Genomic DNA, 26871 nt, shown 5'->3' on the forward strand with positions numbered 1-26871 from the left:
ATAGCTACGCTTTTTTTATGCTTTAAATCTCTTTTATGAGACGTTTAAGACTGATGTCTTCATAATTACGTTTTACAAACTCTAGCGCTGCACGTAGTACGGCTCCCATATTTGCAGCACGTTTAAATTTGAGATCACTTGTAAAGTCAAAAATATCTGCTCGTAGCTGGCGCACATTCTCACGAGGAGAGATATTATCTGTAGCCATTACACGTAGTAATCTCGTGAGTCTCTTTTTACCATTGAGAATTCTCCTTGCAAGAAGTGCTCTCTCTTCATTACGGTATTGCTCGATAGAACGGTTGTCTAGTCGCTTTGCAACTAGTTGTACCAGTCTTATGTTTTCTTTGAAAATAGCAGGCTGATATACTTTAAAATTACCTTCAAAACACTGTTGGTCAAAATCTATTGCGCGTATTTTATAACGTACCGTGTCAAAATCGTGGGTAGGGATGATAACGTAGTTATAAGCTCTCATATCACCCAGTAGGGTAATCATACAGCGCTCGTTAAACTTTACAAACTCCTTTGCGATTTGTGTAAGACCTAGGTCGTCACACTCGCTGAGGTGATTTTTTATAAACTCATCACCTGGTATACCGGAGATGTGCTCTTCTATAAGCGTGTCTTCATATACCAGAAAGTTAATACGGTTAGGCGATAAGATGTGCTCAAGCTCAAGTCCATAAACTCTACTAGCATCTGCCTGCTTTACATAAAAGTATACGTAGTTATTATTATAAATATTAAGCACCTTAATACGAAAGGGCTTAGAGTTACCAAAAGTGCAAAAGTCTATACCCGCAATGCGTAGGTAATCAAAGATATTCTCATTACCATCTGAGTGCAGCTGGGTATAAATACGTTTGAGATTATACTCTATCTCATCTTGTTCAAACTCGGGATAGTAAACACGTATCCAGAGCGTGTCATTATCTTCTTTATCAAAAACACTCACACCACCAGAAAACCTAAGCAGATCTTCATAAGAGATCGTAACCTCAGATGTCCTTGCGTAGGTGTCTAGATAGGAAAGAAGCTTCTCATTTACGGGGAATGAGGGTTTCTTTTTAGACATCAGTTTGTTTTCCATTGCGGGGTGTTTTTATGTAAAGATACTAAAGGCGTGTAACAAAAGGTCTACATAGCCGTCTTGTAAACACTAGCAATCAAAAAACATACTTCATATTGGAAACAATCCTAACGATTAATAATCTAACGAAACATTACGGCCTTGTAAAGGCTGTAAATGACCTCTCGTTTACGATAGAAAAAGGAAACGTATATGGCATACTAGGCCCTAACGGTAGTGGTAAATCTACCACCCTAGGTATGGTGCTTAATGTGGTAAACCCTACTTCAGGAAACTTTCACTGGTTTGATGGGTCAGACACTACACATAATGCTTTAAAAAAGGTGGGAGCTATTATAGAGCGACCTAACTTTTACCCATATATGACTGCGGCACAAAACTTACAGTTAGTCTGTAAGATAAAAGATGTCCCGTCAGATAAGATTCAAGAAAAACTTGAGATTGTAGGACTTCTAGATCGTATGCATAGCAAGTTTAGTACCTACTCACTAGGTATGAAACAACGTCTAGCCATTGCCTCTGCACTTCTTAACGATCCAGAGATACTTATACTAGATGAGCCTACAAATGGTCTTGACCCACAAGGTATACACCAGATACGTGAGATTATAAAGAAAATTGCCGCAGGGGGTACTACCATACTACTTGCCTCTCACTTACTAGATGAGGTAGAAAAAGTATGTACACACGTAGTTATCTTACGTAAAGGCGTAAAGTTATATTCAGGACGAGTAGATGCGATGAATGCCAGTCACGGCTTTTTTGAGTTGCGCACAGATAACTTATCTATGCTCGAGACCTATCTCAATGCCCACTCAGATTTTGGCGAGGTAAAGATAGAAGGCGACTTGCTCACTGGGTTTTTATTAAACCCGCTAGAAGCCAAAGAGCTCAACACGCAACTACACCAGCAAGGTATCGTGCTCACGCACCTTGTAAAGCGCAAAGAGAGCTTAGAAGAGCAATTCCTTGAATTAACTAAAAACTAAACAACCCAATGTTACGACTACTCACCATAGAATATCATAAACTCAGACACAGTAAGACATCACGTGTCCTTATCATAGGGTACTTTGTATTACTATCTGCTATAGCACTGCTTGCCTCATTTAAGTTTAACTTATTTGGATTAGAGTTTAGGCTTGCAGATCAAGGTATTTTTAACTTTCCATACATCTGGCACTTTAATTCTTTTATAGCCGCTATTCTTAAATTTTTCTTAGCCGTTGTAATAGTATCAATGACCGCAAACGAGTATAGCAATAGAACGCTTAAACAAAACCTCATAGACGGTTTGAGTAAGAAGGAATTTATACTCTCTAAGTTCTTAACCGTTGTTGTTTTTTCAGCTTTATCAACGTTGTTTGTATTTATTTTAAATATAATTCTTGGATTGATTTTTTCTGACTTTAATGAGTTATCAATTATTTTTTCGGATTTAGAGTTTTTGATTGGTTTCTTTTTCAAACTAGTAGGTTTCTTTTCGTTTTGTCTTTTTTTAGGTATTCTAATAAAAAGATCTGCTTTTGCGCTAGGCTTTTTGTTGTTCTGGTGGATATTTGAATGGATAATATTTATTGTTCTAGGAATCTTAGTAGCAAAAGATTTTGCTTGGAAAGTATGGGACTTACTACCTCTTGGTTCAATGTGGAATTTACTGAATGAACCTTTTACAAGATTAGAAATTGCACAAACTGTTGCCAGTCAATTAGAAACTGATATGGTATTGAACTATGGTGTTGAGTGGTATGAGATAGCTATCGTATCGGTATGGACGTTCTTATTTATATATGCAAGTTTACTATTGTTAAAGAAAAGAGACTTGTAGTATCACGCTTTCGCGAAAGCGTAATCAATCACAATGCAACCTCAAAAGGGTTGCATTTTTTGTATATTCATATCAGAAATCAGTCCTGGCGGTGACTTAAAAACCTAATGCTTTAATCATCTTGAAAAAGTGATGGTAGTTGAAACCCCGTTTATAGCTGAAAATTAAAAGGATAATACCCTGTAAAGTACTGTGAATCTTAAAAAATAACCTATTTTCGCGAGAATGTCTATGACCTTTAAAGATCTCAATCTCGATAAATTTTTGTGGAATGCCCTAGATGATATGGGGTACACACAACCTACTCCTATACAGGTAGATGCACTTGCGCCTGTAATGTCTGGAAGTGACGTAGTAGGAATTGCTCAAACCGGTACAGGTAAAACATTTGCATACCTCTTACCTATACTAAGAACATTACCATACTCAAGACAAGAAAACCCTCGTGTACTTATTCTAGTCCCTACTAGAGAACTTGTACTACAAGTGGTAAACGAACTTGAAAAGCTCACAAAATACATAGATGTGCGTATTGCGGGTGTTTATGGTGGTTCTAATATCAATACCCAGAAAGCACTCATTGCTCAAGGGCAAGATATTGTAGTAGCAACACCTGGTAGACTGTATGATCTAGCCGTGAGTAGAGTATTGCAACTTAAATCTATCCAAAAGGTAGTGATAGATGAGGTAGATGTGATGCTGGATCTAGGTTTTAGACCACAGCTTATGAACATTTTTGACATTCTGCCAAAAAGGAGACAGCACATTATGTTTAGCGCCACGATGACAGAGGATGTAGATGCGCTTATCAAAGATTATTTTAACAAACCTAAGTTCATAAAAGTTGCTCGTAGTGGGACACCGCTAGAAAATATAAAGCAAGTAGGGTATAAGATACCTAACTTCTATACCAAGGTTAACTTTATACTGGAGGAGCTCGCTTCCGCGAAAGCGTACCCAAAAACGTTGTTATTTGTAAGAGACAAGCGTATGGCAGACAGGCTATACCTCAAGCTTGAAGAAGCGTTTCCAGGGCAAGTAGATCTCATACACTCTAACAAGACACAAAATTACCGTATAAACAGTATCAATGCCTTTTCTGAAGGTAAAGTACGTATGATGGTAGCGACAGATGTAATGGCGCGTGGTCTTGATATAGATGATATAACACACGTTATAAATGTAAACACACCTCGTTTTCCTGAAAACTATTTACATAGAATAGGGCGTACGGGTAGAGCACAAAAAGAAGGTACTTCAATAGTATTAAGCACTCCAGCCGAAGATGCTTTTCTAGAAGAGATAGAAGCGCTTATGGGCGTAAAAGTACCTATAGAGACGCTGCCAGAAGATGTTCAAATCTCTAAAGAACTCACACCAGAAGAGCGACCAGAAGCCAAAGAAATTTTTAATCCTCATAAATGGAATAAAAATGATGAGGATGCTCCGGGACCAGCTTTTCACGAGAAGAGTGAGAAAAACTCTAAGGTAAATCTGGGAGGTTCTTACAGAAGAGAAATTGCAAAAAAATACAAGAAGCCTAAGACTAGAGGCGATAAAAACTATAATAAAAGAAATAAACGCAAGTAAACAATGAAGCGACTACTGCAGATGTTAGGGATCTGTCTAGCCGTACTACTATTACACTCTTGTTTTGACAAGAGTAAGTATGCCCCCGAGCCTTACCTAAGGCCGCTAGAGATAATAAAACTATCTGATCAAGACTATATGCACGTCTCATATCTCAAAGACGGTAAAGATGGTTACATACCTTGTAATGGTTATATACGTAAGGAGGGTGATGAGGTTTTTGTATTTGAGACACCCTTAGATGATTCAACATCTGTACAACTTATTGACTTTATACAAAATGATCTTAATGCGACCATAAAGGCCGTTATGGTGAGTCACGCTCATATAGATGGCGCAGGCGGTGTAAAAGCATTTAATGAAGCAGGCATACCTACATATGGCTCGTCAAAAGCGGCAGCATTACTTGCTAGAGATACAATTACCTTAAGTAATACATTTCAGCTTAAAGATAGTTTGATGCTAGGGAAGACCCTCATCAAGATGGATTACTTAGGTCCTGCACATACAGATGATAATGCGATAGCCTATCTAGAAGGACCAGAGATATTACTAGGCGGGTGTATGATAAAATCTCTAGAAGCTGGAAAAGGCAATCTAGCAGATGCAAACCTAAAGGAATGGGCAAAGACCGTAGCCACAGCAAAGTATCTGTATCCAGATGTAAAACAAGTAATACCAGGTCACGGGATGCGTGGAGACAGCACACTGCTTACCTATACCATAAAAATGTTTCAGGTAGAAAAGCCCATAATTAAAGAATTAACAAACACCAATGAGCAGGAAACTGTTCAATTATAACCAATATATAATGGAGAATAATAAAAAAGTAGCAGGTCTAGCACCTATAGCCGTAGAGCTTGAAGAAGGAAAAAAATACTCTTGGTGCACTTGTGGGCACTCTGCAAAACAGCCATTTTGTGATGGCGGACATAAAGCGGCAGAGAGTACCCCTAGTTTACGTTTTGAGGCAGTAAAAACAGGCACTGCCTATTTATGTAATTGTAAGATGACTAAAAATCCTCCTTATTGTGATGGAAGTCACAAAACCTGCGAGATAGGTTAAAACGGTCATTTATAGATATAAAAAATCCCCTTGATATACTTCAAGGGGATTTTTGTTTTATAATCTATAATCTTATGCAGTAAGAAGCCCCATAGTCTTTGCTTTATCCATCATAAAGGCAACGGCAGCTTCTTTTTCGTTAGGTATCTCTCCTTCTAGTATAGCTTCCTTTATGGCTTCTTTGAGCGTTCCTATCTCACGACAAGGTTTTAGATTAAAGGTTTCCATAATTTCTTCACCAGATACTGGTGGCTGGAAGTTACGTATGTGATCGCGCTCCTCAACCTCTTTCATCTTCTCACGCACAACCTTAAAGTTGTTATGGTAGCGTCTAAAGCGTTTTGGGTTTTTTGTAGTAATATCTGCCTCACAAAGCGTCATAAGATCTTCTATATAATCTCCTGCGTCAAAAATGAGTCTGCGCACAGCACTATCTGTCACGTGATCTTCAGAGATGACAATAGGGCGTGAGCTCATCAATACCATCTTTTGAACAAACTTCATCTTGTCATTGAGAGGCATTTTAAGGCGCTTAAATAGTTTGTAAACCATCTTTGACCCTACAAACTCGTGCCCGTGAAAGGTCCATCCCACTTTTTTTGAAAACTTCTTAGTAGGTGCTTTTCCTATATCGTGTAAAAGCGCTGCCCATCTCAACCATAGATTATCTGTATGGCGAGAGATATTATCTACCACCTCAAGGGTGTGGTAAAAGTTGTCCTTATGTTTTTGACCCTCTATCTCATCTATACCCTTAAGAGCAACAAGCTCTGGTAAGATATAAGGAAGTAAGCCTGTTTTTTCTAATAATAAGAATCCTTTAGAAGGCACTGGGCTCAACATTATCTTGTTGAGCTCGTCTACAATGCGTTCATTAGTAATAATCTTAATACGTTCTGCATTACGTGTGATAGACTCCACAGACTTGCGTTCTATCATAAAATCAAGCTGTGTGGCAAATCTTATGGCACGCATCATACGCAACGGGTCATCACTATAGGTAATATCTGGATCAAGCGGAGTGCGTATTATTTTACGATCCAAATCACTTATCCCTCCAAAGGGGTCAATTAAATCTCCATAGCCTTCATCATTAAGACGTATGGCTAGCGCATTTATGGTAAAGTCTCTACGGTTTTGATCATCTGCTAGCGTGCCGTCTTCTACTACTGGGTTGCGGCTATCTTTTGAGTATGACTCCTTGCGAGCTCCTACAAACTCTACATCTATCTGGTTAGAGCGCAACATTGCGGTCCCGTAGGTTTTAAAAACTTGAACTTTAGGTTTGTTAGGTAACAGTTCAGAGACTTTGCGAGCTAGCTTTATACCGCTCCCTACGGCTACAACATCTATATCTTTTACCTCACCACGTTTAAGGATGTAGTCACGCACAAACCCTCCTATGACGTATGTCTCGAGTTGTAAATCATCTGCAGCGCGTGAGATGGTATTAAAAATAGGATTGTTTAAAGCGTTTTTAAGATTCATTAGGTATGTAAAATATAAGGCAAAGGTACGGCTTCATTCCCTCTTTGTAAAAGTAGAATGAGCTGTAAAAAGGGTTGCCTATGTAGGATGTTTATGTGGGGGTAATTACGCTTTCGCGAAAGCGTAAAAACTACTTTCTAATAATAGTTACTTTACCGTCTTCTGTAAGTTTTATAATAGCACTTGGTTTGCTTGATTTACGACTACGATCTATGTTTACTACATAATCTACACCATCTATAATCTCTTGTGAGATCTCGCTAAAGCTTTGTGGTGTAGGTTGTCCAGTAATATTTGCACTGGTTGAAACGATAGGTTTTTTAAACTTTTTAAGAAGAAAATTACAAAACTGATTGCGACACACTCTAAAGGCTGTACTGTTATCTGGTGCAATAACATTAGTCGCTACACGTATAGGATCGTCGTAGATAATGGTAGTAGGCTTTGCAGCATATTTAAGAATATCATAAGCTACCTCAGGTATATTTTCTACATACTGGTTGAGCATTTTGAAGTCACTTACTAAGCAGATTAGAGATTTACTTTCTGCTCGTTTTTTTAGTGCATATACTTTATCTACGGCGTCTGGATTAGTCGCATCACAACCTATACCCCATACGGTATCTGTAGGGTAGAGGATGAGACCCCCGCGTTTAAGTACTGCTAGTGCTGCGTCGTGTTCTTCTTTCATATTACAAATTTAAATAATCAAATGCCTTCTGGGCAAAGCTACGGTTGATCTCACGACATTCCTCAAGAAGTCCTGGGAATTTTTGTGCTTGCTGGAAGGATTGTAAGGCATTTTCAAAATCACTTATGACTGGTTTATGCTTAAAGTCATAAAATTTTGAAGAATTAGGGATGACAACTACCGGTTTTTGTAATAACATAGACCAGTACATTGCGTGATAACTATCTGTAACCACTTTTTCTGAGGCACCTATAAAATTAATGAGCTCTTCTAGGTTTGTTGTGTTTGATGTTGTTGGGTAAGCCTCAAATAGTGTTGTTATTTTAGGTTTTTTTACCGTGTCTTTATGTAAGATGACGCCAAATTCTTGAGAAGTAGTATAAGATTTATCAAAAATAGGATGCAAACAACTCACGCAAGGAACATATGCTCCAGGCATATTTACATCTCTAGTACCCACTAGGCCAAACTTATCTGTATTTACATTATAACTAGTTACATTGCCATAGGTTGCTGGAGACTTCTCATTATGACCTACCCCCCAAAGAACAATTTTTTTTCCTTTTTCTGGTAGTTTTTCAAAAGCGTTCATTTGTAGTTTAAAACCACTTCTATTAAGTAGACCTCCACCTCCTATTATGAGCGCATTATTTGCAATTTGTTGAGAGTAATTATTGGCTACAACTGGATCTTCACTTTTGTAATCAAAGATATCAAGAGCGGTACCTTGTAGTTCTTTAAAGTAGTGGTGTGGAGCACAATACCAGTCACCTATATTATTTGTGTCCATACGATGCAGGTTTATAACACCATTATTAAACTGAGGTAAACTCAATGCCGCACGCAAAACTTTACGTTTACGTACTTTACGTTTTAAGGAAGCAGTGATTTTTGTAAGACTCATATTTTTAAAATGTTTTTGTAGACCTCCACATATTGCTTTGCTGCGTTTTCCCAAGTAAATGATTGAGCACGACTTATACTACGTTGTACATTTTGGGTTTCTTTTTTTGAAAAATCTTGTATGCCATCGGTTACCGTTTTTGCCATATAGGCTGGGTCGTAATGATTCCAATAGTAAGCTATGTCACTCCCTATTTCTGGAAGCGATGTGTTGTTTGATGCGATGACAGGTTTACCAAAACGCATAGCCTCAATGATAGGCAAGCCAAAACCTTCTCTTAGCGAAGGGAAAACAAACGCCTCACAATTACTATAGCACCACAACTTGTCTAACTCACTTATTTTACCAGGTAATACAACCCGGTTTGAAAGTCTTTTTTGAGCTACGAGTTCTTTTATATTTTCAGCTTCCTTAGTACTGTTTTTACCCGCTATAATAAGGTCATAATCAGGTAAAAACTCAAGCATTGATATTAGGCTTTTGAAATTTTTACGCGCAGTAAACTCCCCTATGCTGAAAAGAAATTTATTGGTAGGAGCAAAAGATGGGGTGTGTTCTTTAGGTATTTGTACCTCTGTAATAGGATTCCCATTATAAATCACATATTCTGGAACATCTGGTACAGAAAAAAACTGATGCGTTGATGCCTTAGCATACTCTGAGATATATACAATCGCCGTACTGCGAGATAACTTTTGCTGAAAACGTATATGCACATCTTCTTGCATATAATTTTCTTTATCTTCTATATATGTGATGTTATGTACAGTGAGTAGATAAGGTAAATCTAAGCGAGGTTCAATTTTAACATTTTGATTAAGACAGTGCCATAAGTCATATTTTTTACGAATGCTGAAGGTTTTGTATCTTCTAAAAGCGTGGTACTTTTTGTAACTAAAAATATCACCGAAGACTTGCTTCCATTTATCAATGGCTCTTACGTGTATTTCAATTTCAATACCCTTGAGATTAGTTTTTGAAAGTGCTTTGAGTAAATGATAGTTAAACTGTCCAAAACCAAAAAATTGATTCTTTATGTTATGACTCTCTAAAAATACGGTTGGTTTTTTACCCATATCACGCAAAGATAAATGAAATACGGTGATGTGACATTATGTATTAAACCGTAGTTTTGCTTTGTGAAACACACTTTTTCTGATACATATACAGGCGAGCAAGAGGAGATTTGCGCAATGATTGCAAATTTTGATACACAAGGAAAATCCTTTGATGAGCGTGATCGTAACTCACTTAAACTATTTAATATAGGTGATGAGACGATTAATGTAAAGTCATTTAAAGTTCCTCACCTTATAAATAAAATTGCTTATAAATTTTTTAGAAGCTCAAAGGCCGAACGCTCATTTACTTACGCACATAAGTTACTTGAGAATGGGATTTTAACTCCTGCGCCTATTGCTTATTTTGAAGAAGAAACTATACTCTTTGGACATAGTTATTATGTAAGTAAGCATCTTAAGTACGACCTTACATATAGAGAGCTCACAACCGAAGGTATTTACAATGGTAATAAAGAGATACTGACAGCCTTTGCAAAGTTCACGTATACACTTCACAATAAAGGCATACATTTTCTAGATCATTCTCCTGGTAATACCCTTATTGTAATCAAGGATGATGGCTATGATTTTTACCTCGTAGATCTCAATAGGATGAATTTTGGACCTATGGATTTTGAAACTCGTATGGCAAATTTTGAACGCCTTTCATATAATGAGAGTGATATTGCTATTATGGCAAAAGCTTACGCGAAAGAGAGTGGAGAAGATCAAGAAAAAGTTTACAAAGCTATATGCAATGCAACTCAGTCTTTTCAAGAAAAATTTCACAAAAAGCAACAGCTCAAAAAGAAGCTAAAATTTTGGAAGAAAGCATAAAGTTGCGTCAATTGTGTGTAGATTAGTTCTTACTTGTGATATTAAGACAGCAAGTCGTTATTTAGTTCTACCTTCGCGATTATATAGAAGTGGCTGCATATAGGTCATTTCAGAAAACCTATTTATGTCATTTAAATCTTTGGGGCTATCTGACGCCCTGCTCAAAGCTGTGAGCGAAAAAGGCTATACAACGCCATCACCTATTCAACAAAAAGCAATTCCAAAAGTACTAGAAGGTAAAGATGTTCTTGCCAGTGCTCAAACAGGTACCGGTAAAACCGCAGGCTTTACATTACCTATGTTACACAATCTTATCGCAAACCCGCGACAAGGTAGGCGCAAAGTAAGAGCGCTTGTACTTACACCTACTAGAGAGCTAGCTGCTCAGATCTATGATAATGTGCGCGAGTATAGTAAGTACGTAGATATTAAATCTACAGTAATTTTTGGCGGAGTAAACCAAAATCCTCAAGTACGCACCATACGTCAAGGAGTAGATATCCTTGTGGCAACACCTGGGAGACTACTTGATCTTGAGAATCAAGGCCTACTTAGTCTTTCTGATATTGAGTTTTTAGTACTTGATGAAGCAGACCGTATGCTTGATATGGGATTCATACACGATATTAAAAAAGTATTAAGACTAGTACCTGCAAAGAGACAGAACCTGCTTTTTAGCGCTACTTTTAATAAAGATATTAAGAAACTTGCAAGTAGTATACTTACAAATCCGGTGCTAGTAGAAGCAACACCAGAAAATACAACCGCCGAAAAAGTAGACCAGAAAACCTACAGAGTAGATAAGTCTCGTAAGACCGAAATGCTTATAAAGTTTATTAATGAAGGTAACTGGGATCAGGTACTGGTATTTACAAGAACAAAGCACGGTGCAAACCGTCTTAGTCAAAAACTTGATAAAGCAGGAATAACATCTGCAGCTATACACGGTAATAAAACACAAAATGCGAGAGTAAAAGCACTTGCAGGTTTTAAAAGTGGTAAAATAAGAGTGCTTGTAGCAACAGATATTGCTGCACGTGGTCTTGATATTCCATTACTACCTTATGTTATAAACTACGAGCTTCCTAATGTGCCAGAAGATTATGTACATAGAATAGGTCGTACAGGTAGAGCAGGAGCTAGCGGCCAGGCAATATCTTTAGTAGGGGTAGATGAGGTTGCTTATGTGCGTGGTATTGAAAAACTATTAGGAGAAAAACTTCATAGCGAGGTGCTAGAAGGTTTTCAACCTACAGATACATTAGAGCAACTTAAAAAGGAGGCAGCCGAAAATAAAGCGCGTCACCAGCAAGGACGCCGCAATAGTCGTAATAGTAAACCATCTGGTGACAAAAGGAATGATAAATCTAACAGTCGTTCTGGTAGATCTAGAAGAAGATAATTAAGTTTAAAACTTAGATTCAATAGTCCCCTTAGTTTTCTAAGGGGATTTTTTTTTAGTATTTCATAAAATTTGAAAATAAGAGAAGCCGTACTCAAGTAATTGAAAATAAATAGTTTGAGTGTTATTTTTGTAGAAAAAACAAATACTTAACAATTTCTTATTCTTATTTATTCTAAATAAAGTTGTGTAGACCATTACTCTCTCTTATTTTTGCCGTCGTAAACAAATTTACTATTTATAATAAGTCTAAATAAAAATGAAGAACTACTTACCAATAGCCCTAGCACTTACGACAATTGCATTTACATCTTGTGAAGATGATGATCCAGTAATAACTGATGGAGGTACAGATATAGAAGTAACCGCACCGGCTACATACTCTTTTGAGAGAGATGGAGAAAGTACTGTAAGCTTTTCTGGTCAAACTACTAGAATACAAATGGCTCAAGAGCTTGTAAGCGAGATGAGCGATTTTGACAATGCAACTGTAGCGTCACTATCTAATATGTTTTCAAATGAAGAAAACCCTTTTGAAAATGAAGATTTAAACGCTTCAGATAAAAGTATAAAGAGCAAGGTTGCTGCCTCAGCAGATTATTATGCTGGTAATACTGCAGCATCTGCAACAGTAAAGGCATTTTTTGAAGCACGTCTTGCAGATCAAGTAAACGAAGTTTTTCCGGCTCAAAATACAGTAGCAGAAGCTGGCGTAGCTGGTCAGATAGCAGATGGAGAGAGTACAAGATATGTAAACGCTCAAGGTTTTGAGTACAACCAGATAGTTGCAAAGGGACTTATAGGAGCTCTTATGATAGATCAAGCGCTTAATAATTATTTGGGCACGACTGTTCTTGACGAAGCTACTAATGTAGAAGATAATGATAACGGTGTTGTAGTAGAAGGGAAGTCTTATACTAATATGGAACACAAATGGGATGAAGCATTTGGTTACCTATACGGTAATGCTGCAGATGCGGCAAATGCAAATGCTACAGCAGGAACAGATGATAACTTCCTTAATAAGTACTTAGGTAGAGTAGAAGGAGATGAAGATTTTGCAGGAATTGCTCAAGAAGTTTTTGATGCTTTTAAACTAGGTCGTGCTGCTATTGTAGCAGGAGATTATGAGCTTAGAGATGAGCAGGCAGAAATATTAAGAACAAGATTATCTGAAGTAGTAGGTATACGTGCTGTATACTACTTACAGCAAGGTAAAAATGCCATAGAAGCAGGAGACTACGGTGCTGCTTTTCACGATCTATCAGAAGGATTTGGTTTTGTGTACAGTTTACAGTTTACACGTAACCCTAATACAGATGCACCTTACCTTTCTACAGAAGAGGTAAATGCATTTATAAGTCAGCTTACGGCAGATAATGGTTTATGGGATGTAACTCCAGAAACCCTTGATGCTATATCTACTGCTATTGCGGCACAATTTGATTTTACAGTGACGCAGGCAGGAAGTTAATTTGAGTTTGTATGTAACTACAAAGGGAGCCCATTGGCTCCCTTTTGGTGGTAAAAAAAAGAATTACTTATGAAAAGAATTTTTGGAATATTAGCAATTTCGCTATTCATTTATGCCTGTGGAGGAGATGACACCACAGTAAGTACAGATGATACAGATACTGTAACTCCAGTAACTTTTGATCGTAGTGCAATGCTCACAAACTGGGCAGATAATATTATAATACCAGGTTATCAAGACTTTGTCGCAAAAGTTAACACGCTAGAAGCGCAAGTAGCCTCATTTACAGATACGCCTAGTGACCTTACCGCGGTAAGAGCAGCTTGGCTAGATGCATATACCACTTGGCAACGTGTATCTATGTTTGAAGTAGGACCTGCAGAGACGGTTAATTTACGTCTTAATGTAAATATATACCCGGCAAATGTTGCTACTATAGAAGATAACATCACAGCAGGATCTTATAACTTAGATCTTTCTTCTAACAGAGCAGCCAAAGGTTTTCCCGCAATAGACTACTTACTTTATGGTCTAGGTGAAGACGACGCAGCTATACTTGCAATATATAATGGTACAGATGGTGATGCTTACAAGCAATATCTTCTAGATATAATAGCAGATATGAAAACTCTTTCAACCACAGTACTTAACGAGTGGGAAGGAGATTACAGAGATACATTTATTGCAAACGATGGTGCCTCTGCAACGGCATCTACAGATCGTTTTGTAAATGATTATATCTTTTATTTTGAGAAGCACTTAAGAGCGGGAAAAATGGGTATCCCTGGAGGCGTGTTTTCTGGAAGTGTTGAGCCTAATAATATAGAAGCACTTTATGCTGGAGGTATCTCAAAAGATCTTTTTATAGTAGGACTTAACGCTACACAAGATTTCTTTAATGGTAAAGCATATAACAGTAGCGCACAAGGTGAGAGCCTTGCGAGTTACTTAGATGAACTTAATGCAATAAAGGATGGGGCAGACTTAAGCGAGATAATCAATTCTCAATTTGACGTTTCAAGAACCGTAGTTTCTGCTTTAGGTAACTTTGAGCAGGAGCTGGCCATAAACCCTCCTACAAATTTCTTAAACGCTTATGATGAGGTACAACGCCTTGTGCCATTACTCAAAGTAGATATGGTAAGCGCTATGAGTATAAGCATAGACTTTGCAGATGCAGATGGTGATTAGATAACTAATGAGTACACGCATAACAACATATTTTAATACCCAAAGAGAGGCCGCACCACTAGCGGTCTTTCGTGTGTTTTTTGGTGTACTAATGTTTGCGAGTATTGTGCGCTTTTGGAGTTATGGATGGATAGAAAAATTTTATATCACTCCTAGCTTTCACTTTACTTTCTACGGGTTTGAGTGGGTGAGACCCTTAGGTGATTATACCTACTTACTTTTTGCCATTTGTGCATTAAGTAGTCTTTTTGTGATGGTAGGTTATAAGTACCGCTGGGCAATCATAATTTTCTTTTTGAGCTTTACTTACATAGAGCTTATGGATAAGACAATGTATCTTAACCACTACTACTTCATAAGTATGTTGAGCTTCTTGATGATATTTCTTCCAGCTGGAGCTTACTTTTCTATAGATGCTATTACGCTTTCGCGAAAGCGTAACACAACCCCACCACAATTGATCCCAGCGTGGACTATTGATAGTATAAAACTGCTTTTGGGTATTGTTTATGTGTATGCTGGTCTGGCAAAACTTAATAGTGACTGGCTCTTTAAAGCGATGCCGCTTAAAATATGGTTACCGTCTAAATTTGATATACCGCTCATAGGTAATCTTATGGGTGAGGAGTGGGTTCAGTATGCCTTTAGCTGGTTTGGTGCGGGTTATGACTTGTTTATTCCCTTCTTTTTACTGTATAAAAAGACGCGCCCTTATGCCTTTGTAATGGTGATAATCTTTCACGTGCTTACACGCGTGTTGTTTCCTATCGGGATGTTTCCTTATGTGATGATTGTGAGCGCACTCATCTTTTTTGACGCAGCGTTTCATAAAAAGATTATTTACGCTTTCGCGAAAGCGTTAAAATACCCCACAGCACTTCTTAAAACGAGTAAGAAATACGTTGCTAGTTCTGCTATTTCAAAAAATTATGCGGTTGCTGTTGTTGTCATATTCTTTGTGATACAGATTTTATTACCGTGGCGATATCTAGCTTATCCTGGTGAGTTATTCTGGACCGAAGAGGGCTATCGTTTCTCCTGGCGCGTGATGCTTATGGAAAAATCTGGGTATGCTCAGTTTAAAATAGTAGACGGTGTGACAGGCAGACGATTTTATGTAGATAACACAGATTTTTTGACTCCGTTGCAAGAAAAGCAAATGAGCTTCCAGCCAGACTTTATTCTCGAGTATGCTCACTATCTTCGCGACCATTTTGAGAGTCAAGGCCATAAAGAGGTGCAAGTATATGTTGAGTCATATGTTGCTCTTAATGGGAGATTGAGTACAACATATATAGATCCAGAGGTAAATCTGGCAGAAATAGAAGATTCTTTTAAACACAAAACGTGGGTTACTCCATTTACAGATGAGATTAAAGGTTTATAATACACTTATTTTTATACTTATAGCAACTACTACCATTGCTCAAAGCAACCTGAGCGGTACAATCTCTTCTCAAGATGGGAAGGCGCTAGAAGATGTAGAGATTTACTTAAGAGAAGCAAATCAAGTAGCTAGTACAGATGCGGCTGGAAAATACCGTTTTGAAAATATAGAAAACGGCACGTATAACCTCATCGTTTTTGGACTGGCTTATGAACTTGTAGAGCAACAAATACGTATAGAAGGAGAAACTGTAAAAGACTATACACTTACACCACTAGGAGAATCCCTAAGCGAGGTAGTACTCACAAGCCGAAGAGAAAAGATTTTTGCCTTACGATCACTTAAAAAAGTAGAAGGAACTGCAATTTATGCGGGTAAAAAAAGTGAAGTAGTACTGGTGGATCAACTTACGGCAAACCTTGCTGCAAATGCCCCGAGACAAATATATAGCCAGGTAGTAGGCCTTAATATCTACGAGAACGGCGATGCAGGGTTGCAGCTTAATATAGGTGGCCGCGGTCTAGACCCTAATCGCTCTGCAAACTTTAATATACGACAGAATAATTATGACATAAGCGCAGATGTGCTGGGGTACCCAGAGAGTTACTATACACCACCAGCAGAGGCGCTTAAAGAGATACAAGTAGTGCGTGGTGCTGCATCTTTACAGTACGGAACACAGTTTGGCGGATTGATAAATTTTAAATTCAGAGAGCCCGTTAAAGACAAGAAGATCGAATTAATATCAAGACAAACCGCAGGCTCGTATGGATTGCTTACCTCTTTTAATAGCCTAAGTGGTACGGTAGGTAAATTGAGCTACTACACATATTTTAATTACAAAGAAGGTGATGGCTGGAGACCTAACTCTCAATTTAATAGTCGTAATTATTTTGCACACGTGGCATATGAGTTAAGCGAGCGCACTACACTTACGGGAGAACTTACCCTTTTTAATTATTTAGCAAAACAAGCTGGAGGTCTTACAGATGCTCAATTTATAGAAGACCCTAACTTTAGCAACCGTGATCGTAACTGGTTTGATGTAGACTGGAAGGTGTACTCATTGCGTCTTGATCACGCTTTTAGTGATAAAACAGATTTTAGTTTAAATGTTTTTGGACTTGATGCACAACGTAGCGCCGTAGGTTTTAGAACAAATAGAGTATCACAGCCAGATGATGTAGAAGAGCCTAGAGAACTTCTTGTAGATAATTTTACAAACTGGGGAGCAGAGGCAAGATTACTTAGCAGGTATCGCATAGGTGATAAAGATGCGGTCTTCTTGATAGGAAGTAAGTACTATGATGCTAGTAATAGCCAGCAACAAGGACCTGGAACTACAGCTGCCGATGCAGATTTTAGTTTTGCAACAGAGCAGTTTCCTAATTATGAACGCCAGGCACAGTTTGATTTCCCTAATAAGAACTTAGCGGTTTTTGGAGAAAATATTTTTAATCTAACAGATAGGTTTACGGTTACACCCGGCTTTAGATTTGAGTATATAAAAACAGCAAGTGCTGGTTCTTATAAAGACATCGTGTTAGATCTAGCAGGTAACGTGCTTGTAAATCAAGACCTGGCAGATAATCGTGATTTTGAACGTGACTTTTTATTATTGGGACTTGGTACTACATACCAGCTATCTCCTGCTGTTGAGTTGTATGGTAACTTTAGTCAAAACTATCGTTCTGTTACTTTTAATGATATACGAGTGGTAAATCCATCTTTTGTGGTAGATGAAGATATTAAAGATGAAGAAGGCTTTACCTTAGATATAGGGGCAAGAGGTCGCATAGATAATAAGTTTGCTTATGATGTAAGTGCCTTTGGTGTGCGCTATGATGACCGTCTGGGAGAAGTGCTTTTTGAAGATACAGATGGTAGTATAAAAAGGCGTCGTGGTAATATAGGTGATGCTTTTATTTATGGTCTTGAAGTTTTTACAGACTGGAACCTACGCAATACTTTTTTTGAAAGTCATAAAGAGTTTAAACTCAATTTATTTACAAACCTCGCGCTTACTAGTTCAGAGTATCTTAGTTCTGAGGAGATAGGGGTAGAGGGTAATGAAGTAGAGTTTATACCAGATGTAAATTTAAAAACAGGATTAAATTTTGGTTATAAGAACCTTACAGCAAGTGTTCAATATACGTACCTCACAGAGCAATTTACAGATGCTACAAATGCGCCACAAGATGTAAATGATAATCAGCGTGGTATAGAGGGGAGTATTCCCTCATATGGAGTGCTAGATATTTCGGCAGCTTACTCTTGGAAGCAGTTTAAGCTAGAGGCTGGGCTTAATAATGCACTTGATGAGTCATATTTTACAAGAAGAGCAACCGGGTATCCTGGTCCTGGTATTATACCTGCAGAGCCTCTCACATTTTATACTACATTACAGATTAAATTGTAAGCCTGTCTTTTACGAGATATGCTACATATAACAAAAGCCCTCTCATAAAGGTATGAGAGGGCTTTTGTTATTTATTAATAAGTAAAGTACTAAGCTTGTGCTTGTGGTGCCCACGATGCACAGAGCATACCTGGTGCAGCAGTTTTTGGGTTTGCACAATCACTTTCTTCATAGCGCTTGCAAGTAACACAGTTACGGTCATCCTTAAGAGCAGCCTTCATTTCAAAGCTGTCACAAGTATATGCTGAGTTTACGTGTACTTGGTGTTTGTTACAATAATTATCGTCTTTAAGTTGATCACAGTTTATACAGTTATGTGCGAGTTTAATAGCCATCTTTTTCTTTTTTTAAGTTCGTATTGTTTCCTAAAGTTATGAATAAAGAATGTTTGAAAATTATAAATAACTGTTAATCAGGTTGTTTGTATTTAGATTGAGTAAGAATAAAGAGATAGTTGCGGTAAAATTGATTCAAAATTTCTTATCGATATTTTATTTAAATCACTCATTTTAAATGTCTTAAATGTAGATTTGATAGATGGGCGAGTTATATTGATTAATTAAGCGTATCTTTGCACGCAATTAATTGTTAGCGTGGATTTATAGTAGTACGCTTTCGCGAAAGCGTAAAAAAATCCACTCTCACCTCTTAAAACAATAATTGCTATGACTGCACACGAAAATAAAATTCTAGGAGAAGGGCTCACCTATGACGACGTACTTCTAGTTCCTGCTTTTTCTGAAGTATTACCTAGAGAAGTAAGCATACAATCAAAATTTACTCGCAACATCACTCTTAATGTACCTATTGTCTCTGCAGCGATGGATACGGTTACAGAGAGTCGTATGGCAATTGCTATTGCTCAAGAAGGCGGTATAGGAGTATTGCATAAAAATATGACTATAGATGAGCAGGCTATCAAGGTGCGTAAAGTAAAGCGTGCAGAGAGCGGGATGATTATAGACCCTGTGACATTACCTCTTAAATCTTTAGTAAGTGATGCAAAAGCTGCAATGCGCGAGCATAGTATAGGAGGAATTCCTATTGTAGATGATAATGGAAAATTGATAGGTATTGTTACAAACCGTGATTTACGTTTTGAAAAAGACAATGACCGTCCGGTAAGTGAGGTGATGACATCAGAAAATCTTGTTACTGCAGCAGAGGGAACCTCTCTACAACAAGCAGAAGAGATACTTCAAAATCATAAAATAGAAAAACTACCTGTTGTAACAGGAGATAATACACTTGTGGGTCTCATCACTTTTAGAGATATCACAAAACTTACATTAAAGCCTAACGCAAATAAAGATAAATTTGGTCGTCTACGCGTAGCAGCTGCTATAGGTGTTACTGGTGATGCTGTAGAGCGTGCTGGAGCACTTGTAAAAGCTGGAGTAGATGCTATTGTTATAGATACAGCTCACGGTCATACTAAAGGTGTGGTAGAGGTCTTAAAGTCTGTAAAAGCATCTTACCCAGAACTAGATTGTGTGGTAGGTAATATAGCTACTGGGGCAGCAGCAAAATACCTTGTAGAAGCTGGTGCAGATGCTGTAAAAGTAGGTATAGGCCCAGGATCAATCTGTACAACCCGTGTTGTTGCGGGAGTTGGCTTTCCTCAGTTTAGCGCTGTGCTAGAGTGTGCAGCGGCTATAAAAGGAACAGGAGTACCAGTAATTGCAGATGGAGGTATACGTTATACAGGTGATATCCCTAAGGCAGTTGCTGCAGGAGCAGACTGTGTGATGCTAGGTTCTTTACTTGCAGGTACGAAAGAGTCACCAGGAGAGACTATTATTTATGAAGGACGTAAGTTCAAATCATATAGAGGTATGGGATCTGTAGAGGCTATGAAGCAAGGCTCAAAAGATCGTTACTTTCAAGATGTAGAAGATGACATTAAGAAACTAGTACCAGAAGGTATTGTAGGTCGTGTACCTTACAAAGGTGAGCTTAACGAGAGTATCCACCAGTTTGTAGGAGGTCTAAGAGCTGGTATGGGTTACTGCGGTGCTGGCAGTATCGAGGCTCTTAAAGAAAATGGACAATTTGTAAAAATTACTGCTAGTGGCATAAACGAGAGCCACCCACACGATGTGACTATCACAAAGGAAGCTCCTAACTATAGTAGATAGAAATTTTAGAATTACGCTTTCGCGAAAGCGTAATTACATATAGTGAAATAAAAAAAGAGCCGCCTCAATTTGAGGCGGCTCTTTGCATTAAATAATTGGGGAACTTATTAATTTTTAATGAATCGTAGTGACTGGCTTGCTCTATCTCCAGTAAGTTTAAGGAAGTATATGCCTGTCTGTAAATCTGAAATATTAAGACTGGTAATTGCATTAGTAAAATCAAAGGATTTTACTACACTACCCACTATATTAATAATTTCAACATTGACGATAGTTATATCCGTAGGGTTTGATACGGTTATTGAGCTCTGAGCTGGATTCGGGTAAATACTGATACTGGTATCTAGTAGTGCAGCGCTAGTAGAAAGCGCCTCGGCATTTATTGCCCACTCTAAAGTGTTAGACATAAGTTGTCCCACATCTGAGCTGCTTTCCCAAAAATCCGTTCTAGAGTCTGAAGATGGAGGAAAGAGATTTATGTAAGCACGTCTTGTGTGCATTTGCCCTACATTGTCTTTTGTGATAATGAGTGGTGATCCATCTGTCCACTCCGCAATTACTGTAGCACCGTTTGCTATATATCCTTCCGCATTATGAAAAGATGCCATACCACCGTCTATAAAACTTACATCTGTCATAATAGTGCTCTCCGGATGATGTATGGTTCCAAGACCTAGATAGGCATCACTGGCTTGACCACATTGCATATATAATTCATATGCAGACCAGTCGCCCATAATAGGTATACTTGCCCCAAATGTGGCATCTACTACTGCGCCTCCGCTCTCTATATATTGAGCTAGCACATTACCAAAAGCTATAGGATCACTAGGCTCATTATCTGTAAAGGTGAAGACCGCATCATACCCTTGTAATTCCTCCAGGGTAGGTGTGCCTGTAGTTGTGTTAAATGTGACAACATTATGCCTTCCTATTTCCTCTATTTTTTCCTCTACATCAAAAAGCCATACTTCGTGTGCTGGTGATGCTGCAATAAGCACAGTAGAGCCAGGTGAATTGCCTAAAATTTGTTTACCATAGTTATTTTGATAACCAGTAAGTGTAGGCAAATTCTGAGAGATAGCGCTGCTCCCTTGTGCAAAGCTTCGTAGACCATTTAGGAGTAAAAGGATCGAAAATAATAAAGTTGTAAGTTTCTTCATAATAAAGGTTGTTTATTACGCAATTGCGTTGTTAATAATAAGTATGATTTGAGGGTGGTTAAATTTAATCGGTTAAAACGGTAGTTTGTAGGTGTTTAGCCTATTTGTTTAGTCCGAATATACTTACATTAAAATGCTGAAAGTCAGAATATTACAGGTTAATAATCTCATTTTTTTGTCAATACAACGATTTAGTACAAAAACAGCTGTTTTTCTTACTTGTATTATTCTAAAGTCTTGAAAATGAGCAAAAAAATTAAAACGGCAGATAAAGGGAAGTTAGATCGTCAAAATGAAACAATTTTTACGTGTGCCGTTCTATAATTATGAGTATTAGTACTTATATAAATATTGAGATTTTAAGCAGTACTCTCCTTAAAATCTCGTACTTTTACACCCCGTAAACGAACCTTCAGAAAATCCTTAAATGGCATCTACAAAATACATCTTCGTAACGGGCGGAGTATCCTCTTCACTAGGTAAAGGTATTATCGCAGCATCACTAGCAAAACTTTTGCAGGCGCGAGGATACAGAGTCACTATTCAAAAACTAGATCCTTATATTAATATTGATCCTGGTACACTTAATCCTTATGAGCACGGAGAATGCTATGTGACAGATGATGGTGCAGAGACAGATCTTGATCTGGGACATTACGAGCGTTTTCTTAATGCACCTACTTCACAGGCTAACAATGTTACAACGGGGCGTATCTATCAGAGTGTGATAGATAAAGAGCGTAGAGGTGAGTTTTTAGGTAAAACAGTGCAAGTAATACCTCACATTACAAATGAGATCAAGGAGCGTATCCAGATTTTAGGGAAGAGCGGAGATTATGATATCGTTATTACTGAGATAGGAGGAACTGTAGGTGATATAGAGTCACTACCATATATAGAGAGTATACGCCAGCTCAAATGGGAGCTAGGTAAAAAGAACTCACTAGTTATACACCTTACACTTATACCATACCTTGCAGCAGCAGGAGAGCTTAAAACTAAGCCTACCCAGCACAGTGTAAAAACACTTATGGAGAGTGGTATTATGGCAGATATACTTGTATGCCGTACAGAACACGAGCTAGGGTATGATCTTAAGGCAAAGCTTGCACGTTTTTGTAACGTAGAGCAAGAAGCTGTTATAGAGTCTAGAGATGCTAGTACTATATATGATGTACCAAACTTGATGCTAGAAGAAGGTCTTGATGCAATCTCTCTTAAAAAATTAGACCTGCCAGATGCTACACAACCAGAACTTACCAGATGGAATGAGTTTCTAGCAAAGCATAAAAACCCAAAATCTGAAGTAACGATAGGCCTTATAGGTAAATATGTAGAACTTCAAGATTCTTATAAATCTATACTTGAAGCATTTATACACGCTGGTGCAGAAAATGAGGTTAAGGTAAATATAGAGAGCATACATAGTGAGCACATCACTCCAGAGGTGATTAAAAATAAAATTGCAAGCCTAGACGGTGTGCTAGTAGCACCAGGTTTTGGAGAGCGCGGTATAGAAGGTAAAATTAAGGCAGTACAATATGCAAGAGAGCATAAAATTCCGTTTTTAGGGATATGTCTTGGTATGCAAATGGCAGTTATTGAGTACGGAAGAAATGTTTGTGAGTTTACAAAAGCAAACTCAACAGAAATGGACCCAAACACTCCGCACCCAGTCATAGATATAATGGAGGAGCAAAAGAGTATCACAGATATGGGAGGTACAATGCGTCTAGGGGCTTGGGCTTGTAAGCTTGCGCCAGATAGTATTGTAAAAGACGTATATGGCGATGAGATTATTATGGAAAGACACCGCCATAGATATGAGTTTAATGACGCATATCGCGAGCGATTAGAAAAAGCCGGTATGAAAATTACAGGTACTAACCCAGATACAGGTCTTGTGGAGATTGTAGAAATAGAAGATCACCCTTGGTTTGTAGGCGTGCAATATCATCCAGAGTATAAGAGTACGGTAAGCAACCCGCACCCGCTATTTGTAGCGTTTGTGAGAGCAACCGTTAGTTATGCTCAAGACAGTACGCGTGCCAGTATGGCATAAATAAACCCTTTGGCGAGTAAATTGCTTTGAGAAAATCACGCTTTCGCGAAAGCGTAATCAAAAAACACCCACCTAAACAGGATTAATGAAAAAGAACTTTGACACAAATTCACTTATTGGAATGCTCCTTATGGGAGGTATCCTTTTATGGATCATCTACTTTAATAAGCCTACAGCCGAAGAGCTAGAAGCTGAGAAAGCAGCACAAACAGAGCAGGTAGAATCACAAGATACAGATGTAGCTAGCCTGCCAGTTGCACAAACAGCTCCTGCAGTAGCATCAGACTCTATTGCAAATATTGCATTACAAAACAGACTAGGTGCATTTGCATATTCTGGCTCATTACCATCTGCAAAGGAGGGAGCAACCACTACTATTTCTAACGATGTTTTAGAAATTAAAGTGAGCAATAAAGGTGGATATATAACAGAAGTGAAGATGCTACAGCATAGCACTTATGACTCGATACCTGTATACCTTATTAAAGATGGTAACAGTACTTTTAATGTAAGTTTTAGTACGTCTGATAACCGTAATCTTAATACTAAAGACTTGTTTTTTGAGCCTAGTCTTTCTAAAAACGGTAACAACGATGTGTTATCTATGAAGCTTAAAGTTTCTAATAATGAGTACCTAGAGTACCGTTATGAGCTTAAGGAAGGCGATTATATGATGGATTTTGGGATGCGTTCTCAAGGACTTTCTACTAGGCTTAACACATCAAACCCTATGCGTATGCAGTGGGACTTTAAAGGGATGCGTCACGCACGTAGCCAGTCTTATGAAAATAGATACACGCGCCTTACATACAAGTATGAAGAAGATAAAACAGATAAGCTCTCACCAGCAGGAGATGATGATGAGATAGAAGAGGATCTTGTATGGATGAACTACCGCCAGCACTTCTTTAGCTCAATGCTTATCTCTGAGACACCTTTTAAAGAAGCGAGACTTACCTCAAAAGATCTTTATAAAGAAGCAGACGATAGAGATGAAGAAACCATATTTACAAAACAATATGGATCTGACGTTTTACTAGAAGCCAAAAATGGAGAGCTAGACTACGCAATGCAGATGTACTATGGTCCTACAGATTATACCATTCTTAAATCGTATGATCAAGGACTAGATGAGGCTATGCCATTAGGGTGGGGGATATTTGGGTTCTTGAACAAGTACCTTGTGATTCCGTTTTTTGGATTCTTATCTGGATTCTTACCAGCAGGTATTGCTATTATAGTAATGACTATTGTTATAAAATTATTTTTATCTCCTGTACAGTATAAGCAGTACACGTCACAGGCTAAGATGAAGATTCTTAAGCCAGAAATTGCTGCTATCTCAGAAAAGTATAAAGATAACGCAATGAAGAAGCAGCAGGAGACTATGGCGCTGTATAGTAAAGCAGGTGCAAGTCCCGCCGCAGGTTGTTTACCAGCGTTATTACAGATTCCTGTGTTTTATGCGCTATTTACGTTCTTCCCATCTGCGTTTGATTTAAGAGGAAAAAGCTTCTTATGGGCAGATGATTTATCTAGCTATGATGAGATTGCAAAGCTTCCGTTTGAGATTCCTTTTTATGGTGATCACGTGAGTTTATTTCCTATACTAGCTGCAGTTACTATTTTCTTCTCTATGAGATTAACTACAGGTAACCAGCAAATGCAACAGCCTACTCAAGAAGGTATGCCAGATATGAGTAAGATGATGAAGTATATGATGTACTTCTCACCATTACTTATGCTTGTTTTCTTTAACCAGTATGCAAGTGGTCTGAGTTTATATTACTTTATTTCTAACTTACTTACTATAGGTATTATCTTAGTTATTAAAAATGTGATTATCGACGAAGAGAAGATAAGAGCAAAGATAGAAGTGAAAAAAGCTAAGCCTAAGAAGCAAGGTAAGTTTGCAAAGAAAATGCAACAAATGATGGAGCAAGCAGAGCAACAGCAGAAAAACAAAAAGTAAGCTGCTTCTTTATAAATATCATATCAAAAACTCCTACCTCTTCAGGTAGGAGTTTTTTTTAGTTTTTATGGGATCTGAGAGCGCTTTCGCGAAAGCGTAAAAAGAAAATGTAACAACCGCTGTAACAAAACTTATGATGTATCGTCTTCCTAATAACTAACCAATTAATCGATGGACCAACACTCGTTCATAAAGCTTGTAAATCCTTTTAAGGATAAGATATATCGCGTTGCAAAGCGATTGCTCGTATCACAAGATGAGGCGCAAGATGCTACGCAGGAAGTACTACTGCGACTATGGACAAAGAGGTCTAAAATAAAAGAATATCGAAGTGTTGAAGCATTTGCGATGACGATGACAAAAAATTATTGCTACGATAAGCTTAAAGCTAAGGGAAGCAATAATCTTAAAATCGTTCATAACAATTATGAAGATCACTCAGGTAATACAAGTAAGCATATTGAGGTTGCAGATGAGGTCGCGTGGGTGTTTAAACTTATGGAAGACCTACCAGAGCAACAACGACTTATTGTACAAATGAGAGATGTAGAGCAAATAGATAATGCAGAGATTGCCGTGGCACTCCAGATGAATGAGACCGCTGTGCGAGTAGCACTCTCTAGAGCCCGCAAAAAGCTAAGAGAAGAATTGATTAAAAAACGAAATTATGGAATCTCATAATATAGAGAAACTACTAGAAGATTACTTTGAAGGAAGTACTACGCTCCAGCAAGAAGCACAACTACGTGACTACTTTACGGGTGATAACGTGGCGCCACATCTTAAAGAGTATGAAAGTATGTTTACAGCATTTGCCGTAGCAAGTGAAGAGACTTATGATAGACCTATTGTATTACCTAAGCAGCATAAGCCTAGATATAGATTTATGGCAAGTGCAGCAGCAGCGGTAATAGTAGGACTTGTAATCTGGACACAAGGTACTCAGGTAGATAATCGTATCTCTACAAATTATGAAAATGAAGAAGTAGCCATCTTAAAAACCAAGCAAGCCCTTGGTATGATGTCTCAAATGATTAACAGTAGCACCACACAGCTGGATGTGGTAGAAGAATTTGACAAAGCCTCTAGCACCTTATTTAAATAA

At 38.0% G+C, this 26871-nt stretch carries 23 protein-coding genes; 16 read left to right on the top strand and 7 right to left on the bottom strand.

Annotated features, from left to right (window positions below; genetic code table 11):
- Nucleotides 1-22: 22 nt before the first annotated feature.
- The gene (locus MED134_RS14120) at nt 23-1093 is read right to left on the bottom strand and encodes a hypothetical protein (RefSeq protein WP_038600429.1); all 1071 of its coding nucleotides are present in this window, start codon (nt 1091-1093) and stop codon (nt 23-25) included.
- A gap of 95 nt (nt 1094-1188) precedes the next feature.
- Between MED134_RS14120 and MED134_RS14125 the strand changes: the two genes are divergently transcribed.
- From MED134_RS14125 to MED134_RS14145, 5 genes are all read left to right on the top strand, one after another.
- Entirely contained in the window at nt 1189-2082 is an 894-nt protein-coding gene (locus MED134_RS14125) for an ABC transporter ATP-binding protein (RefSeq protein ID WP_038600433.1), read from the top strand.
- Nucleotides 2083-2090: 8 nt separating this feature from the next.
- The gene (locus tag MED134_RS14130; RefSeq protein WP_038600436.1) at nt 2091-2921 is read left to right on the top strand and encodes an ABC transporter permease; all 831 of its coding nucleotides are present in this window, start codon (nt 2091-2093) and stop codon (nt 2919-2921) included.
- Nucleotides 2922-3152: 231 nt separating this feature from the next.
- Nucleotides 3153-4511 (top strand): DEAD/DEAH box helicase, encoded by a 1359-nt coding sequence (locus tag MED134_RS14135; protein ID WP_038601328.1) that lies wholly within the window; start codon nt 3153-3155, stop codon nt 4509-4511.
- A 3-nt stretch (nt 4512-4514) separates the two neighbouring features.
- Entirely contained in the window at nt 4515-5312 is a 798-nt protein-coding gene (bla, locus tag MED134_RS14140; protein ID WP_148305676.1) for a subclass B1 metallo-beta-lactamase, read from the top strand.
- A 10-nt stretch (nt 5313-5322) separates the two neighbouring features.
- Nucleotides 5323-5577 (top strand): CDGSH iron-sulfur domain-containing protein, encoded by a 255-nt coding sequence (locus MED134_RS14145; protein ID WP_035328326.1) that lies wholly within the window; start codon nt 5323-5325, stop codon nt 5575-5577.
- Between the two features lie 72 nt (nt 5578-5649).
- Here the strand turns inward: MED134_RS14145 and MED134_RS14150 are convergent, their stop codons facing one another.
- The 4 genes from MED134_RS14150 to MED134_RS14165 all read right to left on the bottom strand — a co-directional run bounded on the left by MED134_RS14150 (nt 5650) and on the right by MED134_RS14165 (nt 9736).
- Nucleotides 5650-7065 carry a CCA tRNA nucleotidyltransferase gene (locus MED134_RS14150; RefSeq protein WP_038600452.1) on the bottom strand — a complete coding sequence of 472 codons (1416 nt, stop codon included), beginning with the start codon at nt 7063-7065 and terminating at the stop codon, nt 5650-5652.
- A gap of 130 nt (nt 7066-7195) precedes the next feature.
- Nucleotides 7196-7756: an L-threonylcarbamoyladenylate synthase gene (locus tag MED134_RS14155; protein WP_035328332.1), complete on the bottom strand. Its 561-nt coding sequence runs from the start codon at nt 7754-7756 to the stop codon at nt 7196-7198.
- A 1-nt stretch (nt 7757) separates the two neighbouring features.
- Nucleotides 7758-8660 (bottom strand): polysaccharide pyruvyl transferase family protein, encoded by a 903-nt coding sequence (locus tag MED134_RS14160; protein ID WP_038600455.1) that lies wholly within the window; start codon nt 8658-8660, stop codon nt 7758-7760.
- Nucleotides 8657-9736, bottom strand: a complete 1080-nt coding sequence (locus MED134_RS14165) for a glycosyltransferase family 4 protein (RefSeq protein WP_038600458.1) — start codon at nt 9734-9736, stop codon at nt 8657-8659. Before MED134_RS14165 ends, MED134_RS14160 begins: the two co-directional genes overlap by 4 nt.
- A 63-nt stretch (nt 9737-9799) precedes the next feature.
- Between MED134_RS14165 and MED134_RS14170 the strand changes: the two genes are divergently transcribed.
- The 6 genes from MED134_RS14170 (at nt 9800) to MED134_RS14195 (ending at nt 18431) form a co-directional block, all read left to right on the top strand.
- A complete protein-coding gene (locus tag MED134_RS14170) occupies nt 9800-10558 on the top strand; it encodes a hypothetical protein (protein WP_038600461.1) in 759 nt (252 codons plus the stop codon).
- Nucleotides 10559-10682: 124 nt separating this feature from the next.
- Nucleotides 10683-11960 carry a DEAD/DEAH box helicase gene (locus tag MED134_RS14175; protein ID WP_038600464.1) on the top strand — a complete coding sequence of 426 codons (1278 nt, stop codon included), beginning with the start codon at nt 10683-10685 and terminating at the stop codon, nt 11958-11960.
- A 259-nt stretch (nt 11961-12219) separates the two neighbouring features.
- Nucleotides 12220-13434, top strand: coding sequence for a DUF4856 domain-containing protein (locus MED134_RS14180; protein ID WP_038600466.1), 1215 nt, complete (start codon nt 12220-12222; stop codon nt 13432-13434).
- 69 nt (nt 13435-13503) lie between these two features.
- A complete protein-coding gene (locus tag MED134_RS14185) occupies nt 13504-14625 on the top strand; it encodes an imelysin family protein (RefSeq protein ID WP_038600468.1) in 1122 nt (373 codons plus the stop codon).
- A gap of 7 nt (nt 14626-14632) precedes the next feature.
- The gene (locus MED134_RS14190) at nt 14633-16012 is read left to right on the top strand and encodes an HTTM domain-containing protein (protein ID WP_038600471.1); all 1380 of its coding nucleotides are present in this window, start codon (nt 14633-14635) and stop codon (nt 16010-16012) included.
- Complete coding sequence (locus tag MED134_RS14195) at nt 15993-18431, top strand: TonB-dependent receptor domain-containing protein (RefSeq protein ID WP_038600474.1); 2439 nt, start codon at nt 15993-15995, stop codon at nt 18429-18431. The genes MED134_RS14190 and MED134_RS14195 overlap by 20 nt, the downstream gene beginning before the upstream one ends.
- Nucleotides 18432-18520: 89 nt before the next feature.
- Here MED134_RS14195 and MED134_RS14200 read toward each other — a convergent pair whose 3' ends face one another.
- Entirely contained in the window at nt 18521-18766 is a 246-nt protein-coding gene (locus MED134_RS14200) for a hypothetical protein (RefSeq protein WP_038600477.1), read from the bottom strand.
- Between the two features lie 330 nt (nt 18767-19096).
- Here MED134_RS14200 and guaB point away from each other — a divergent pair, with 330 nt between their 5' ends.
- A complete protein-coding gene (gene guaB / locus MED134_RS14205; protein WP_038600485.1) occupies nt 19097-20569 on the top strand; it encodes an IMP dehydrogenase in 1473 nt (490 codons plus the stop codon).
- A gap of 107 nt (nt 20570-20676) precedes the next feature.
- Here the strand turns inward: guaB and MED134_RS14830 are convergent, their stop codons facing one another.
- The gene (locus tag MED134_RS14830; RefSeq protein WP_052084262.1) at nt 20677-21732 is read right to left on the bottom strand and encodes a T9SS type A sorting domain-containing protein; all 1056 of its coding nucleotides are present in this window, start codon (nt 21730-21732) and stop codon (nt 20677-20679) included.
- 427 nt (nt 21733-22159) lie between these two features.
- On the opposite strand from MED134_RS14830, the gene MED134_RS14215 reads away from it, so the two are divergent.
- From MED134_RS14215 to MED134_RS14230, 4 genes are all read left to right on the top strand, one after another.
- Nucleotides 22160-23794, top strand: coding sequence for a CTP synthase (locus MED134_RS14215; RefSeq protein WP_038600487.1), 1635 nt, complete (start codon nt 22160-22162; stop codon nt 23792-23794).
- 85 nt (nt 23795-23879) lie between these two features.
- On the top strand, nt 23880-25766 hold the full coding sequence (yidC, locus tag MED134_RS14220) for a membrane protein insertase YidC (RefSeq protein ID WP_038600490.1): 1887 nt from the start codon (nt 23880-23882) through the stop codon (nt 25764-25766).
- A gap of 171 nt (nt 25767-25937) precedes the next feature.
- Nucleotides 25938-26447, top strand: a complete 510-nt coding sequence (locus tag MED134_RS14225; RefSeq protein WP_038600493.1) for an RNA polymerase sigma factor — start codon at nt 25938-25940, stop codon at nt 26445-26447.
- Nucleotides 26434-26871: a hypothetical protein gene (locus MED134_RS14230; RefSeq protein WP_035328364.1), complete on the top strand. Its 438-nt coding sequence runs from the start codon at nt 26434-26436 to the stop codon at nt 26869-26871. Before MED134_RS14225 ends, MED134_RS14230 begins: the two co-directional genes overlap by 14 nt.

The sequence above is a fragment of the Dokdonia sp. MED134 genome, assembly GCF_000152925.2.
In the GTDB taxonomy this organism is placed as follows: domain Bacteria; phylum Bacteroidota; class Bacteroidia; order Flavobacteriales; family Flavobacteriaceae; genus Dokdonia.

Coding starts and splice junctions, on each gene's coding strand:
- MED134_RS14230 (WP_035328364.1), top strand. CDS start 26,434: ATGGAATCTCATAATATAGAGAAACTACTAGAAGATTACTTTGAAGGA.
- MED134_RS14830 (WP_052084262.1), bottom strand. CDS start 21,732: ATGAAGAAACTTACAACTTTATTATTTTCGATCCTTTTACTCCTAAAT.
- MED134_RS14150 (WP_038600452.1), bottom strand. CDS start 7,065: ATGAATCTTAAAAACGCTTTAAACAATCCTATTTTTAATACCATCTCA.
- MED134_RS14175 (WP_038600464.1), top strand. CDS start 10,683: ATGTCATTTAAATCTTTGGGGCTATCTGACGCCCTGCTCAAAGCTGTG.
- MED134_RS14225 (WP_038600493.1), top strand. CDS start 25,938: ATGGACCAACACTCGTTCATAAAGCTTGTAAATCCTTTTAAGGATAAG.
- guaB (WP_038600485.1), top strand. CDS start 19,097: ATGACTGCACACGAAAATAAAATTCTAGGAGAAGGGCTCACCTATGAC.
- MED134_RS14200 (WP_038600477.1), bottom strand. CDS start 18,766: ATGGCTATTAAACTCGCACATAACTGTATAAACTGTGATCAACTTAAA.
- MED134_RS14160 (WP_038600455.1), bottom strand. CDS start 8,660: ATGAGTCTTACAAAAATCACTGCTTCCTTAAAACGTAAAGTACGTAAA.
- MED134_RS14195 (WP_038600474.1), top strand. CDS start 15,993: ATGAGATTAAAGGTTTATAATACACTTATTTTTATACTTATAGCAACT.
- MED134_RS14130 (WP_038600436.1), top strand. CDS start 2,091: ATGTTACGACTACTCACCATAGAATATCATAAACTCAGACACAGTAAG.
- MED134_RS14215 (WP_038600487.1), top strand. CDS start 22,160: ATGGCATCTACAAAATACATCTTCGTAACGGGCGGAGTATCCTCTTCA.
- bla (WP_148305676.1), top strand. CDS start 4,515: ATGAAGCGACTACTGCAGATGTTAGGGATCTGTCTAGCCGTACTACTA.
- yidC (WP_038600490.1), top strand. CDS start 23,880: ATGAAAAAGAACTTTGACACAAATTCACTTATTGGAATGCTCCTTATG.
- MED134_RS14145 (WP_035328326.1), top strand. CDS start 5,323: ATGGAGAATAATAAAAAAGTAGCAGGTCTAGCACCTATAGCCGTAGAG.
- MED134_RS14185 (WP_038600468.1), top strand. CDS start 13,504: ATGAAAAGAATTTTTGGAATATTAGCAATTTCGCTATTCATTTATGCC.
- MED134_RS14120 (WP_038600429.1), bottom strand. CDS start 1,093: ATGGAAAACAAACTGATGTCTAAAAAGAAACCCTCATTCCCCGTAAAT.
- MED134_RS14180 (WP_038600466.1), top strand. CDS start 12,220: ATGAAGAACTACTTACCAATAGCCCTAGCACTTACGACAATTGCATTT.
- MED134_RS14155 (WP_035328332.1), bottom strand. CDS start 7,756: ATGAAAGAAGAACACGACGCAGCACTAGCAGTACTTAAACGCGGGGGT.
- MED134_RS14165 (WP_038600458.1), bottom strand. CDS start 9,736: ATGGGTAAAAAACCAACCGTATTTTTAGAGAGTCATAACATAAAGAAT.
- MED134_RS14135 (WP_038601328.1), top strand. CDS start 3,153: ATGACCTTTAAAGATCTCAATCTCGATAAATTTTTGTGGAATGCCCTA.
- MED134_RS14190 (WP_038600471.1), top strand. CDS start 14,633: ATGAGTACACGCATAACAACATATTTTAATACCCAAAGAGAGGCCGCA.